15 protein-coding genes and 1 other annotated feature are annotated in these 14619 nt (G+C 49.2%); of the genes, 2 read left to right on the top strand and 13 right to left on the bottom strand.

What is annotated here, in order from left to right; genetic code table 11:
• Position 1: 1 nt before the first annotated feature.
• From ypeB to AC0VZ8_RS12165, 5 genes are all read right to left on the bottom strand, one after another.
• A complete protein-coding gene (gene ypeB, locus AC0VZ8_RS12185; protein ID WP_071223919.1) occupies positions 2–1351 on the bottom strand; it encodes a germination protein YpeB in 1350 nt (449 codons plus the stop codon).
• Between the two features lie 89 nt (positions 1352–1440).
• A complete protein-coding gene (locus AC0VZ8_RS12180) occupies positions 1441–1587 on the bottom strand; it encodes a hypothetical protein (RefSeq protein ID WP_181469710.1) in 147 nt (48 codons plus the stop codon).
• A 73-nt stretch (positions 1588–1660) separates the two neighbouring features.
• Entirely contained in the window at positions 1661–2356 is a 696-nt protein-coding gene (prsW, locus tag AC0VZ8_RS12175) for a glutamic-type intramembrane protease PrsW (RefSeq protein WP_071223918.1), read from the bottom strand.
• Between the two features lie 57 nt (positions 2357–2413).
• Positions 2414–3025 (bottom strand): genetic competence negative regulator, encoded by a 612-nt coding sequence (locus AC0VZ8_RS12170; RefSeq protein WP_071223917.1) that lies wholly within the window; start codon positions 3023–3025, stop codon positions 2414–2416.
• A gap of 201 nt (positions 3026–3226) precedes the next feature.
• Positions 3227–3601 (bottom strand): hypothetical protein, encoded by a 375-nt coding sequence (locus AC0VZ8_RS12165; protein ID WP_071223916.1) that lies wholly within the window; start codon positions 3599–3601, stop codon positions 3227–3229.
• Positions 3602–3694: 93 nt separating this feature from the next.
• On the opposite strand from AC0VZ8_RS12165, the gene AC0VZ8_RS12160 reads away from it, so the two are divergent.
• The gene (locus AC0VZ8_RS12160; RefSeq protein ID WP_071223915.1) at positions 3695–4606 is read left to right on the top strand and encodes a polysaccharide deacetylase family protein; all 912 of its coding nucleotides are present in this window, start codon (positions 3695–3697) and stop codon (positions 4604–4606) included.
• A 51-nt stretch (positions 4607–4657) separates the two neighbouring features.
• Here the strand turns inward: AC0VZ8_RS12160 and AC0VZ8_RS12155 are convergent, their stop codons facing one another.
• From AC0VZ8_RS12155 to AC0VZ8_RS12145, 3 genes are read right to left on the bottom strand one after another with little or no spacing between them, the layout of a single operon-like run.
• Positions 4658–5476 carry a metallophosphoesterase gene (locus AC0VZ8_RS12155; protein ID WP_475487013.1) on the bottom strand — a complete coding sequence of 273 codons (819 nt, stop codon included), beginning with the start codon at positions 5474–5476 and terminating at the stop codon, positions 4658–4660.
• The gene (locus AC0VZ8_RS12150) at positions 5473–5883 is read right to left on the bottom strand and encodes a hypothetical protein (RefSeq protein ID WP_475487012.1); all 411 of its coding nucleotides are present in this window, start codon (positions 5881–5883) and stop codon (positions 5473–5475) included. The genes AC0VZ8_RS12155 and AC0VZ8_RS12150 overlap by 4 nt, the downstream gene beginning before the upstream one ends.
• Positions 5870–6469 carry a CPBP family intramembrane glutamic endopeptidase gene (locus AC0VZ8_RS12145; RefSeq protein WP_071223912.1) on the bottom strand — a complete coding sequence of 200 codons (600 nt, stop codon included), beginning with the start codon at positions 6467–6469 and terminating at the stop codon, positions 5870–5872. The genes AC0VZ8_RS12150 and AC0VZ8_RS12145 overlap by 14 nt, the downstream gene beginning before the upstream one ends.
• Positions 6470–6695: 226 nt before the next feature.
• Positions 6696–6925: a binding site (T-box leader), on the top strand.
• A gap of 191 nt (positions 6926–7116) precedes the next feature.
• Here AC0VZ8_RS12145 and serA point away from each other — a divergent pair.
• Positions 7117–8709: a phosphoglycerate dehydrogenase gene (gene serA / locus AC0VZ8_RS12140; RefSeq protein ID WP_071223911.1), complete on the top strand. Its 1593-nt coding sequence runs from the start codon at positions 7117–7119 to the stop codon at positions 8707–8709.
• 125 nt (positions 8710–8834) lie between these two features.
• Here serA and AC0VZ8_RS12135 read toward each other — a convergent pair whose 3' ends face one another.
• The 5 genes from AC0VZ8_RS12135 to AC0VZ8_RS12115 form a co-directional block, all read right to left on the bottom strand.
• Positions 8835–10268 (bottom strand): cell wall metabolism sensor histidine kinase WalK, encoded by a 1434-nt coding sequence (locus tag AC0VZ8_RS12135; RefSeq protein ID WP_260063984.1) that lies wholly within the window; start codon positions 10266–10268, stop codon positions 8835–8837.
• Between the two features lies 1 nt (position 10269).
• Positions 10270–10986, bottom strand: coding sequence for a response regulator transcription factor (locus AC0VZ8_RS12130; RefSeq protein ID WP_009595176.1), 717 nt, complete (start codon positions 10984–10986; stop codon positions 10270–10272).
• 101 nt (positions 10987–11087) lie between these two features.
• The gene (ccsB, locus tag AC0VZ8_RS12125) at positions 11088–12341 is read right to left on the bottom strand and encodes a c-type cytochrome biogenesis protein CcsB (protein ID WP_475487011.1); all 1254 of its coding nucleotides are present in this window, start codon (positions 12339–12341) and stop codon (positions 11088–11090) included.
• On the bottom strand, positions 12328–14031 hold the full coding sequence (gene resB / locus AC0VZ8_RS12120) for a cytochrome c biogenesis protein ResB (RefSeq protein ID WP_260063985.1): 1704 nt from the start codon (positions 14029–14031) through the stop codon (positions 12328–12330). The genes ccsB and resB overlap by 14 nt, the downstream gene beginning before the upstream one ends.
• Positions 14028–14555 carry a redoxin domain-containing protein gene (locus tag AC0VZ8_RS12115; protein ID WP_071223907.1) on the bottom strand — a complete coding sequence of 176 codons (528 nt, stop codon included), beginning with the start codon at positions 14553–14555 and terminating at the stop codon, positions 14028–14030. Before AC0VZ8_RS12115 ends, resB begins: the two co-directional genes overlap by 4 nt.
• Positions 14556–14619 lie beyond the last annotated feature (64 nt).

The following is a 14619-nucleotide window of genomic DNA, read 5'->3' as shown; positions in this document are numbered from 1 at the left end:
CTTATTTAATTCCTGACTGTGCATCCTTCACGACCTCGACCGTTTCCTCAAGGCCGGTATCCGAGTTAATGTAAATCCGATACTGGGCTCCATTAATCCGCCCGCCGAATTCATAACACAGAGTATCCTCGGAGCGGTCGTTTTTGATTAAGGCTTTACGGTGATAGAGCACTTTAAACTCAGGGTTCAAGACCTTCTCCGCTTCGGCAAGACTAAGTTTCGGCTGCGGGATTTCTCGCTTGATCTGATGCTCGTATACAAAGTCGCTGGCCTGGAATCCAATGACATCCCCATTGTCCATAGCCGAACGAACCGTGATTTTCTCAGGATAAATCAGCACGCCATCCTCTTCACGAACAAAGGAAAAGTTAGCCAGGTTGTCATATTGGTCCGCCGAAACAACCGTCATGTCGGAATAGCCTTTTTTCGTCAGAAATTGCTGGGCTTTGTCGATTGCCGTTTGAACCGACGCTTGCTTGGCACCCACATTCCGCTCATCCGTATAGGAGATCAGCTGGCCGCCTTTTTCGGTAAAGTCCATGCTGAGCATATGACCATTCGGATGCTGTACCTTTGCTGTATACGATACCCACTCGGTGCCGTTTCCGTTCTTCGTCACTTGCACTTTGGCGTCATTGCCCACATCCGAGAACTTCAGCGCTTTGCGTTTCACATCCTCTTCCGATATCGGCATGCCTGCCAATTGCTTCACGGAACGGCGGTTGTAAATGCTGCTTACCGATGGTCCCCAGTCAAGCTCAGGGTAGGACTCCACCTTCTTATCCACCGTTTTGAAGCCGTCAATAATGGAATTATCTTCGACTTTATTGGTAGCCAGTGCCGTCTCTACATCCATCCAGCGCAAACTGTTTGCGATAACCTTGTTCTGCACATGCTGCAAATCCTTTGTAATTTCGCCGGAGTTGGCGTACAAGGATTTCAACGTTTTGACCTCGTTCTCACTGAGCGGCTCCTTCGTCAAATCACGCACACCTGTTTTGTATGCAAAATTAGAAATTCGGGAAAGGAACTCTTCGGTCTTGTTGAAGGGAAGGAGCGTAAGCGGCAGCTGGCTGATCTCATTTTGAGCCTCGCTGGTTAGGCGCCATACATTCATCAAGCCCTTGCGATGCATCCCTTGGGAGGTAGAGCTCACCGCGAGCGTATTGCCGAGTTCGGCATGAATCCTGTCCATATTGTACGACAAGTCATGGAATGCCCGTTGGTATTGGTTCTCGGCATTAATCAATATGGCGTTTTTCTCTTTATTCTCTTGGTAACCCCATACCAGAGCCCCGATCAATAAAATTGTGGCCACAGGAAACAGGATAGCGCTTAATCGTTTGTACATGATGCGATAGTCTCCTTTCTTCTACTCACTGCCGTTAGTTTGACTAGAAGAAAGAAGTCTTATGCATTTCTGTATAATTCCTTCATCCCTTAGAAATCTTCCTCAATCTCGAAGTGATCGCGGTTGTTGCACAGACATTGCTTAAATCCGGTTTCGATCCGGCCCTGTTCCTTTTTTCCCCGCAGCACAAAACGTTCACCGCAATCTTTGCAAAGAATTTTCACTTTTACACGCAAAAAAAGACACCTCCCTTTCTATGATTCCCTGGCTGTCAGCCGAGGTCTATAGAATGAAGTGTGCCCTGATTTGTTAAGTGTTAACCTCTTCCTCCCGCTTAATGAAACGGAAAGGAGAACGGTTGTTAGCTCTAGAGATTTTGCCCATGCCGCCATACCATAGCAGCACCATAAGCGGTACGATGAACCATACCCATGTGTGGGTCAGCAGACTCAGAATCAGGTCGTACAAACCATGCCACATCCAAGGCAGGAACAAGGATAGAACGAGGAAGAACCTTCTTCGTTTTCCTTCCGTGAATCTCGCATGTCCCATGTAGTATCCCATGATGACGCCAAACATTGCGTGTCCCGATACGGGCAGCAGCGCCCGCAGGAACATCGGACCAAAGGCCGCCTGGCTGTACCAGGCGTACAGCAAATTCTCTACCGTAGCAAATCCAAGCGATATCGCCACTGCATAAAGGATGCCGTCATAAGGCTCGTCAAATTCCGTATGGTTAAAAATAATATGATACATTACGAACCATTTCAGAAATTCCTCAACACCCGCCGAAACGAGCAATGAGTTGACTACCGGATTGTCGCCAAGCCATAGTATCATTCCCCGCTGCAAAATCATAACCGGGAAAACGACCAGAACCCCTAACATGAACACTTTGATCACCATGTGCAGGGGCTCTTGATCATACCTATCTTTCAGGTAAAAATACGTGAGCAATGCGAGTCCCGGCGCCAAAGCTGACGCAATTACCGAGAACACCAGCACTAAAATTCCCCTTCCGTTAGTTGCGGGCCTGAAGTCCGGCACGCACGCCCACCTTAATTAATGCTGACGCTGGAAGTGTGTACAGATAACCTCAACCGCTTGCTGAGGCATTACTTTCTTACCGTATTCCTCCAGCATAGCTTCCGTTACTGAAGAGGATTCACCGAATTCAGCCAGCATCGCAATAACCGCGGGCAGCTTCTCGCTATCCAATTCCTCAGGATCGAAGTACAAAAACCATTTATCCATATAGTGATAGAGCTTACCCGCTCCGCCTACAAGGTCCTTCAACATATGCGATGCTTCAATGAGCACTTCAAAATCCTGAAAAACATAGACGATAGTATCACTTTGATCCAGCGTTACTTCCATTTCATAAATCTCGTCCGGCATATCTTCTTCGGACAAGCCGCCGAAATGATGATCGTATTTCCCTCTCGTCACAATAACCACCATGCCCTGGGCAGGCAGTGCAAACACCTCAACGGCAAGAGGTCCGGTGGCATCAAATCCGAGCTCACTGTATGCCTGATCCATCATCTCCGTAAACAGGTCATAAACTTTCGGTATTTCCTGCCACATCTCTTCCTTCTGGATCCCACGCTCACTCAGATCGTCAAACGTGAGGAAAATCCGTATCTTATCTTGACTCAAACGCTCTATTTTCATGACAGGATCCTCCTTACGTAAACAAAAGTTTATAACAAATTATGATGTCTGGATTATGACGTGATAAAAATGGTTTTATATAATTGATTTTATCATTTAATACCCACAAATGCACGTAAATATGTAACTCAAGAAAAAAGAATCATTCGCAGGGATTCGTGTGGCCGGTCCCCGAGAATGATTCAAAATGGTTCATGCCGTTTACAAACCCGGTATGACGGTGTGGGTTTCTTTCAAAATCTGTTCGACTTCGTTCTTGACATCAGGGTTGTTTCGGATAAAATCCTTGACTTGTTTCAGGTTGGCAGCCTTCGAATGAGTCGATGTCTGTACCCCAGCAGTTCCATTGGAATGAGTGGAATCATGTCGGCCTGAACTGGGAGACACGCTTTCTTGGCTCGAGCCGGAATACTGCTGGCTCTTCGTGCCCTGAATTTTACTCATCGCGGTATCCGCGAATCGGCCAAGATTCGCATCTTTCATCATTGAGGAGAAGAACCTGCTGTTATTACGGGTAATCATCCGGCATGCAACGGCGCCGATAATGACACCATATAGAAATGACGAAGTCTTCACAAATGATACCTCCTTCTATGATAAACTCGAGATTATTGTTCTCGCGCCGCCAGGAACTCATGCTACATAAATACAGGAAAGTGAGATGGAATCATGGTTAGAACACGAACAGTACTTCTGCTGGCTTGCTGCCTTATGCTCAGCGCTTGCGGCAACAACGGAGTTGATCAGAAGCAAAGCACGGCCACGGAAGTCGGTAATGACAGAGCAACGCAACAAAATGAAACCTCTGGACAGGCGTCCGCTCCCAAAGAAGGTACCGACAAGTCAACCGAAACGGACAAGCCTGAAGCCGAGCCTGAAGTAGATACTCCCGCGGACCCATCGGATGAAGCCGTCAAGAGTCCCGATGCCGAGGCGCCGACTAAACCGAAGTATCACATGAATAAGGTGTATCGCATCGTCCCCAATGATGATGCCGTATCCGAAAAAGTGGTGCTGCTCACATTTGACGACGGTCCCAAGGAAGAAAAAATGATCAGCCAAATGATCGATACGCTCGACAAACATGACGCCAAAGCGATTTTCTTCGTGAATGGATACCGCGCAAAAGAACATCCTGAACTGCTGAAGCTGATCCATGACCGCGGTCAAATCATTGGAAATCATTCCTGGGACCATATCGACCTGAAAAAAGAAAATAAACAGACGGTAAAGAAACAGATCGGCGATGTCCAGCAAATCGTCAAGGAAGCGACCGGATCGGAACCGAAGTTTTTCCGTCCTCCGTTCGGCTCTGGCGGAGATATTGTTAAGGAAGTTGCCCTTAGTCATGACCTGCTGTTCATGACCTGGTCCAACGGTTCGCTGGATTGGGAAAGCGAAAGCAAAAACAAGCCCGATACCGTCGTCAGCAATGTGCTCGAGCAGCTTCACCCTGGCAGCAACATTCTGATGCACGAGCTTCCGTGGACCGTAGAGGCCCTCGATACCTTGCTGACCAAGCTTGAAGCCAAAGGATATGGCTTTGTGGATCCGCGGCAAATCGAACCGAAAATAAGATAATCCGGGAAAACACAAAAACCTTAATTCTGCCGTCACCATCTGACGATCGAATTAAGGTTTTTTGCGTAATGTAATCACATGGTATTCTGCGGGACATTGCAAGCGCAGCGGGATATGGGAAGTACCGAATCCCCGGCTGATCAGCATCCTGGAAGAATGTTCGGTTTCGCCCGCCTTTCTCGGCAGTGCATACCATCCGGATTTAAACTTCTTGTAAAAGCGCGTCAGACGAACGGCTCCGGCCAACGGCAGCACGATCTGTCCCCCATGGGTATGTCCTGCCAGCACCAGATCCCCATGCACCACATCCTTGCCCTTGATCCATATCGGATCATGCACCAGAATGACGTGATACTGGTCTTCAGCTGCATTCCCCCGAAATCTTGTGTATGGGTGTTTCCGGCTGGCCGGCTGCCTTACGCCGCTAAGAACAATTAGCTCGTTACTCTGTTTTAACGTAACGGTCTTGTCATTCAGCAGCATAACGCCGCTCTCGCGCAACGCTTTACGGACAGCGTCCTTGCCTGCATTCAGATCATGATTCCCCAAGACGGCATAAACGGGTGCGATACGGACCAGCACCGACAAGTTATGCCTCAACCGCTGTAGGGGCACTCCTCTTTCCGTGATATCTCCGCCAAGCAGTACGCAATCCACCGATGAAAGATTGGATAATAGCTTCTCTTCTGACAATTGTCTGCGATGTATATCGGTGATGAACAATATCCGAAACCCGTCAAACGAGTGAGGGATACGTTCGGATACGACTTCTTCCTCACGCACCCGATAGCCCCTGGCCTCAGCCCTCATCCAGCCGATAGCGCCTGCACCGAGTGCCGCAGCACCTGCTATCCACATCAACACACTCATAATAACTCCTTTAACAATTCCTTTAATGGAGGTGCTCCGATAAGTCCCCACCACAGAAGACCTACCATTAACAATATGAAAATGACGATCAATGAGTTCACAAACCATTTGCTCATTCTTACGCGGTACGAGGAATATGTATTCGTGCGTTTAGGAGCAGACACTTCTTCCTCTGTTTGACGCTGACGTGACCGGGTCGATCTCGAACGGCTCAAGCCGTCCGCTGTCGTGCTGCTCTGGGGCTTTTGCTCCACGGAGCTTGCTCGGGGTGGCGATTTAGATCGACTCCTCGTTTCATCCGCTTGTCCCGACTTCGCTGCCGTTCTTTTTTCTGATTGAGCCGTTGACTTGTTTTTGCGGCTTTTATTTCGGCTCTGATGTCGCTGCATTCTGCTAAGTTCGTTCATGTTCCTCTTTCCTCCGAAACCGAATCAACATTCCTGATATGAAATCAATCAGAAAATGGCACAGGATTGGTGCCCAAATGGTACCCGTTTGAATATAGACGTAGCCCAGACCGTAACTGCTTAGGAAAACCCACCCGGTTGGAAGCCAATGTTTTAAATATCTGACATGAATAAGCGCGAACAAGATACTCGTCCAGTACGGTCCGAACGCATGCTGGATGGCTCCTCGAAACAATAACTCCTCGCAGATGGATACAACCAAAGCTATAACAAAAATATGCCAAACCGGCCTTTTTCGGAACAGCATTTCATTGATTCCGCCATCGTCCATACTATCCTCTGACACAAACCGGGATAATACAAAATCCACTACCAGCATGGCGGCAGCAAGTCCGAGCCCCCAATAAACGAACTCGATATCCTTCGGAATGACAAAGAGCCCAAACGGATTCCTCTGCTGAAACAGGATCCAGATCAACCCTGCAATAAGTGTCAATGCTTGGGTAAGATACAGATTAATAAGCAGCAGCCGATCGTTTAATTGGTGGGCTTCGATTCTTTTTACGCGTATTTTAAATTTTTTCATAGAAGATGGGCCTGTCTTTCATCTTGATTTTTAAGATTATCATCGTATACAACCATAGTAATATCAGAATCATTCCATCATAGGCGGGCATATGCATCATAGCAAATTAACGGCATGACATTCAAGGCTATCCCTTGATTCATCCCCTACTTTAAGGCCTATGAACGGAATAAACACCTATTGACACAATGTTAGAGCCATGATACATTATGAAAAAATTAATCTGTGAAAACCGATGATGGAAAAGAGATGCTGTAACGTCCTCAGAGAGCCGATGGTTGGTGCAAATCGGTGGCGTAAAAGTATTCTTGAGCGTTCCTGAGATATTTCGCTGAAACTTGAGTAGGCGCAAATCGGATGATATCCGTTACCAATCATGGTCTGAACAGACCGCTTGAGGCTGCCGCAACATGGCAGCGAATAAGGGTGGCACCACGAATAACTCTCGTCCCTTACTACGGAGGTAGTATGCGGATTGGGAGTTTTTTTATGTTCCTGTCTCTTTGCCACGACACCGCGTCAAACCTGTATAGACCTCTTGCAGCTTTATTGGAATCTTTGGTGTATAACGGAATACGCCCCGCGTAATCCTTATTCAATATTGCAGTACCGCATTTTATAGAGGATTTTAAGGAGGAAGAGAAACCATGTTTAAAGTATTGGTATCGGATCCGATCAGTGATTTGGGGATCCAGCAGTTAATGGATGCCGCCGATGTGCAGGTAGACAAAAAAACCGGGCTCAACGAGGATGAGCTCACTGCCATTATCGGTGAATACGACGGACTCCTCGTACGGAGTCAGACACGTGTGACAGAACGCATTATGAATGCAGGAACCAATCTCAAGGTTGTCGGCCGTGCTGGCGTTGGCGTTGACAACATTGATCTTGAGGCTGCTACGAAGCGCGGGATCGTTGTTATCAATGCGCCAGACGGTAACACGATTACAACAGCGGAGCATACGTTTGCCATGATGATTGCCCTCGCCCGTCACATCCCTCAGGCCTATGCCAAAACGGTGGGCGGTTCCTGGGACCGAAAATCCTTCCTTGGCGTTGAGCTTCGTAACAAAACGCTGGGTGTCATGGGAATGGGCCGAATCGGCAGCGAGGTGGCTAAACGCGCCAAGGCTTTCGGCATGAACATTCTTGCCTTCGATCCGTTCCTGACGGAAGAGCGTGCGGACAAACTGGGCGTGACACTCTCCTCGGTGGATAACATTATCCGCAGCGCCGACTTCATTACGGTCCATACTCCGCTTACGCCGGAAACCCGCCATATGATCGCAAGACCGCAATTCGAAGTGATGAAACGCGGCATGCGGATCGTGAACTGCGCCCGCGGCGGCATCATTGACGAACGCGCCCTTGTCGAAGCGATCGATGAAGGCATTGTTGCCGGAGCCGCATTTGACGTATTCGAACATGAGCCGCCTGAAAGCGATCATCCATTCCTGAACCATCCAAAGGTGATCGTGACCCCGCATTTGGGTGCATCTACCGTTGAGGCTCAGGAGAACGTTGCGATTGACGTGTCGGAACAAGTGCTTCATATCCTGCGCAACGAGCCGTTTAAGAATGCGGTCAACTTCCCGCTTGTAGCGGCCAGCGTAATGAACAAGCTGCAGCCTTACTTCTCGCTCGGCGAGAAATTGGGCAGTGTAGCGGCTCAGATCACCGCACACGCGGTGAAGGAGATTCACGTTGACTATGCAGGCGAGCTGGCTGAAGTCGATACGCAGGCCCTGACCCGATACATCGTGAAGGGTGTGCTGGAACGCCATCTCGGAAGCGAAGTGAATATCGTAAACTCCATGCATTTGGCAAAAAGCCGTGATCTTCACGTCGTTGTCTCCCAGACACCAAAAACCAAAGACTTCACCAACCTCGTTACCGTTACGCTCAAAACGCAAAACGGTTTGGAGCGAATTGTCGCAGGCACACTCCTGCTTGGTTACGGCGAACGGATTGTCCGTCTGGATAAATTCCCGGTCGATATCTCTCCGGAAGGACATCTGATTCTGATCTCCCATAACGACAAACCGGGCATTATCGGTCGTGTCGGAACCCTGCTCGGCGAGAACGATGTCAATATCGCCTCCATGCAGGTTGGACGTAAAGTCATCGGCGGTGAAGCCATCATGCTTCTGACGGTGGATAAAGACGTTCCTAAAGACGTTCTGGTCAAGCTTGCCGGGCTGTCGGAACTGAACACCGCGCAGCAAATCGCGCTGGGCTAAATTCAGGCCAGGTATAAGACAATAAGGGGTTAATCATTGTTCCACGTAGAACAAGATTAACCCCTTTATTTCAACAAAAAAACACGCTCCTTGCGAGCGTGTTTTGTCTTTTGCGGAGATATTCCCTAGGATTCTGCCGATTTTGTTGGAATGATCATCGTAAACACCGTTCCTTCGCCTACTTCACTTGTTGCGTTAATCGTGCCATGATGCGCTGTCACGATATTTTTCACGATGGCGAGTCCTATGCCGGTTCCCACCGTCTCCCCCCGTACACGCGCTTTGTCGGCCTTGTAGAATCGTTCAAAAACAAAAGGCAGATCTTCAGACGGAATACCGACGCCTTGGTCGCTAATCTTCACCTGAAGCGCCTCTGTATTCGATACGGTAATCCGATCGGCAATGATTCGGATCTGCTTGCCTGAAGGCGTATGACGAAAAGCATTGTCCAGCAGATTGGTCAGCACCTGCTCAAGCTTATCTTCATCCGCCGCTTCGAGCAGAAGATTCGAATGAAGTTTGTTGAGCTGAAGATCAATATCGCGTTCCTTGGCACGAACAGTGAACTTCCGGTATACCCTTTCACACAGTTCACCTGCGTCCATCTCCCGCAGGGACAACTCTGCATGCCCTGCTTCCATACGAGTTAAATCAAGCAGATCCTTCACCAGCCGGCCCATCCGCAGGGATTCCTCATGAATCACCTGTATCAGCTCCCTGCTCTCCTCCGGTGAAGCCGCCATCCCGTCAAGCAGCGCTTCACTGTAGCCCTGCATCATGGACAGCGGCGTCCGGATTTCGTGCGACACGTTGGCAATGAAATCCGTACGCATCTTCTCCAGCGTGACCTGCTCGGTAATATCTCTTAATACAACAACGGCGCCGCGGATCACTTCATCCGAATATAAGGGAGCCATATGTGCTGACCAAATTCCCTGCTTCACATGCAGGTCAGCGCTTTGGTCCTTCCCTTCGTTCACGGTGGCATAATAGAGCTCACTGAGCGGTTTCGGCATGACATCGGCCGCCCAGCCTCCGCCCTGCAGCTCATCATCCCACTCCAGCCCTTTCCAGGTTTTCATGATTTCCTGCCCTGGCGGGTTCACCAGAATGACCTGACCGTGGTTATCAAAAGTAATCACGGCGTCGCTCATGCTTCTCAGCACACTGGACAGATGCTCCTTCTCATGGTTCAAGTTGCGGATATTCGTTTCCAGTTCTGCTGCCATATGGTTGAACGTATTGGCCAACTCGCCAATCTCGTCACTGGTCACAAGATTTAGCCGAGTGCCATATTTCCCTTTACGGATGTCATTGGCGGCCTCAATGAGCTGCTGCATGGGCTGGGTAATCTTCGTTAACAGGAACAACCCGAAAAAAGTGGTCATCGAAAAACCGATTATGGCTACATAAGTAAATAAACGTTTGATGGCATCCGAATTCGCAAACGTGGTATCAATATAGGGGAGCAAAAATAATCCGAGTGTCAGCAGCACGCACGCGACTAAACAGGTTATCGTAATCCACAGCTTGCCGACGAGTGATCTCCAGAAACTCACGTTACTTCGGGACCTCCAGCTTGTAACCTACTCCCCATACGGTCGTAATCATCGCTGCGGATTCCGCGGATACCTTATTTAACTTCTCCCGCAGCCTCTTCACGTGCGTATCGACTGTGCGAAGATCGCCGAAAAATTCATAATTCCATACGTCCTTAAGCAGTTCTTCCCGGGAGAATACTTTGTCCGGGGACGAGGCCAGGTAGTGCAGAAGCTCATATTCCTTTGGCGTCAAACTGATTTCATGCCCGCCGGCCGTCACGCGGTGAGCATCATGTTCAATGATCAAATGCGGGAAAACAATGCTGTTGCTTGGGTTTGGTTCCTTGCTCAAATAGGCCGTAGCGGATGAGCGGCGCAAAATCGCCTTCACGCGGTAGATCACCTCGCGCGGACTGAACGGCTTCACAACATAATCGTCGGCTCCCACTTCGAATCCCTGTACGCGGTTTATCTCCTCACCCTTGGCAGTCAGCATGAGAATAGGCGTAGACTTCACCTGGCGGAGACGGGTGCACACTTCGACGCCGTCCATGCCGGGCAGCATGACATCCAGAATAACGAGCCCGTAATCTTCCGAGCTTGCTTTGCGAAGTGCAGTTTCTCCATCTTCCGCCTCTTCGATTTCATACCCTTCCTTCTCCAAATACATTTTTAACAAGCGGCGAATCCGTTCTTCATCATCAACAACAAGAATACGATTTCCGTGCTCTGACATTGGCGGCCAACTCCTTCTTTTTTATAGGGAAAATCAGAAGTGGCCCTCTTGATTAAGAAAGGGCCCTTCTGATTGATCATTCACTGCTATTCTATTGACAATTAATCGGTTCCCGCATAGGAATGCAGACCCGCGATAATCAAGTTGACGCCGACCAGCGTAAACATGACCACGATAAAGCCGATAACGGACAGCCAGGACGAGTGTTTCCCCTGCCAACCGCGCGACAGCCGTAAATGAAGGTACACGCTGTAGAACAACCATGTAATAAGCGCCCACACTTCCTTCGGATCCCAGCCCCAGAACCGGCCCCATGCAATTTCTGCCCAGATCATGGCGAATATGAGACCACCCAGCGTAAATACCGGGAATCCTATCGCAATGGCGCGATAACTGATTTCATCCAGATCGTCCGGATCCAATCTATTCAGTGCAGGCTGAATGAATTTTGCCAGCGGCTTGCGCAGAATCAGGCGGAGCAATCCGTACAGGATCACCCCCGTGATCAGCGACCATACCACCGTATTCAGCTTACGTCCCGCATTCACGCCGTGCATCCAGGACGGGGCTTCCATGAGCGGAGATTTCATGCCCAAGAAGGACTGCATGCTCTCCGTCTCGCTCTTATATGGTGCTACAAGCGGTGGCATGTTATATTCCACTTTTACTATTGTACTATTTTCTGTCTTCGGGTCAACCAAAGTCTGGTTAAATTCAGCTTGATATCCACCTGCACGGAAGCTGTATACCGACAATATAAATCCGATTAGAATCACGATGGCAAACATGACGAGCTCAAGCCAGCGCTGTTCCTTGCGTGAGCCCTTGTCCGTTCCGCTAAAGTTAACGGTACGGAGCAGGTGCATCAGGCCGGCAATAAAACCGACCGCAAAAAACGCATCGCCCAGCGCCGCCAACGTAACGTGAATACCCAACCAATAGGACTGGAGCGAAGGAATCAGCGGCTGCACCTGCTGCGGGAACACGGCGGCGTAGGCCATGATCAGGATTGCCAGTGGCAGTGCAAACAATCCGAGCAGCGACTTTTTGTAGATAAAATAAAGTACGAGGAAGGCAATCATGATTGCCATCGACAAGAAGGTCATAAACTCATACATGTTGCTGACAGGCACATGACCGGAGCCCGCCCATCTCGTAAAGAAGTACAGCAGATGTCCGATCAAACCGATCGATGCCGTAACAAATGCAATCTTTCCCCATTTAGCCAAATGGGCTTCCGGGTCCCGCTTGCGGAACCGTCGTCCCATGACAGCAAGTGCATACATGATAAATGCCACACAGTATAAGGTAAAGGCCACGATAAATGCGTCGCCGCTAAAATCAATTAGATTCATCCTTAGTCCCCCTGTTATTCTCCAATGACTTTTCATCGACTTCGATATTCATTTGCTTGAGGATCGCGGAGACCTCCTTGCGAAGCCCAAACCAGTTCTTGTTCGTATGTGCGCCAAGTGTCAGCGTTCCGTTATCAATACGCAGCCAGATCCGGCGATGGGTGAAATAAAAGCCCATGACCAGACCGACCATACCGATAAAACAACCAATCCAAATGAACGGCATGGCTTTATCCACACGAATATTCAGATAAGTCGTAGATTCCGAAAAGTCCACATCGTCCATGCTGAGAACATCCAGTTGTACGAGCGCTTCCCCACCCGCCAGCTGTGCATTGATCGCTTCCTGGTTAAAGCGTTCCTTATCGATCTGCTTCGGGAAGTAGAAATATTGAATGCCTTCCTTCGGCAGTTCAGGTCCCTTAATCAGAAATAAGAATGCAGGCGCATTCGGGTTAGGTGACAGATTTACCGGTTTGCCGTTATCGCCAAGTCCAAAATCGGTAAAGGATTGTGTAAGCGTTAACGTATATTCTCCCGCCTGATACTCTCTTTGAGGATCGTCGATCGACAATGTGATTTTGCCGTATTCCTTCCCGCTCTTACTGTCAACCAGCACCGGCGAAACCGAACGGAGAATCGGGGTCAGATCATAATCGAATTGATACGCTTTTAACCCTTTGTAATTGAGTGGATGATTCACCTCGATGTTATGACGCGTCACTTCCACGAGCTCGGGCTCTTTACCGAGATCGTCACAATTGGCCTCGCACATATACAGAATCGCCTGCGTTTGGAACTCCTTCGGCAGTACTTTATTCTTGCCTTTAAATTCCTCAGGCATATCGTCCTCGGTATAGAACTCCACCTTAAAGCCATCGTTCAATAAATAATAACTGGTATTCTTGATGCGCACAGGCTCATCTTGAGGGAAGGCCATGTGCTCGTCCATATGCAGTCCAGGAAGATTCCGTCCAAGAACGGCAAGCAGGAAAATAATCAGGCCGATATGAAGAACATAGGGGCCCCAGCGGCTGAACCGCTGCTTCTCCGCCAGCAGGGTTCCACCATCCGTTCGCACGCGGTAGCCCTTTTTCTTAATGATCGGTTTCACCCGTTCAACCCAGTCGGGACCGTCCTCTTCGACTTGTCCTTGGTATACCACCTTTTGGCGGGTAAGGAAGGACATATGCTTCGGAATCCGCTGTCTGCTGAGCGCTTTGTACAGTGGAAGGACCCGGTCCAGACTGCAAATGACAAGCGATGCGCCGATCATGACAAGCAGCAGCACGAACCACCATGACGTGTATGTATGGGACAGCCCGAGCAAGTAATAAATATGCCCCAGCTGCCCGTACTCCTCTTTGTAATAGACAGAGGGGTCAATATTAAGGAATGTGCTTTCCTGCGGAAAGATGGTCCCTAACGAGGAACCAATCAGGGTAAGCAATATCAGATATATTGCTACTTTTACCGAAGAAAAGAAATTCCATACCCGATCGATAATACCGGGATTTTCTTTCTGTGATCGACGAGCAACGCCGTCATACCGCATTTCCAGAATCGGCTGGGCCTCTGCTTCCTCGGTCAGCGGCTTGCCGCATGCCTCGCAGAGGACCGTCCCCGTTGGATTCTGGTGTCCGCAATCACACTTCGTATTCTGGATCAAAGGCTTGGAACCTTGACTCATTTCGCATTCACCAACTGTTCAATTTGTTTGTCAAGGGTGTTCAAATCCAGTTCGCCTATACGGATATGATCAATTTTGCCAGAGGCCGTAACAAAAAAGGTGGTCGGCATCGGTCCAACCCCGAAGCTGGCAACAGCATCCCGTTTAGGATCCATCAGTATGGGGAACTTCACGCCGGTTTGAGCCACAAAATTCTCAACGGTCATTTTGTTCTCGCCCACATTAATTCCGATGATCTCAACGCCTTGACTGCTCCATTTCTCCCACTGGGCTTGAAGAGCCGGCATTTCCCGCACGCATGGCGGACAGTAGGTGCCCCAGAAATTAATCACCCTGGCCTTGCCTTCGTATTCGCTCATGGTATGTACGCTGCCATCCATGCCTAGAAGTTCAAAGTCCGCTGCCTTTTGACCCACTTTGGGAACCTTATCAGAGCCGAATACAACGGTTGCAACGGCGTAAACTCCGACCAGGATGATGGCAAGCAGAATTACAATCTGTACGCTTTTCTTTGATTTGCCCATAAAGCAGCAGCTTCCTTTCTATGACATTCATCATATCGTTTACTACGGGTGTGAACATCCTATG

The sequence above is a fragment of the Paenibacillus sp. QJM3NY_38 genome (genome assembly GCF_056173265.1).
The sequence above is the reverse complement of the archived record's forward strand: the minus strand, read 5'-3'. Positions and strand labels throughout refer to the sequence as shown.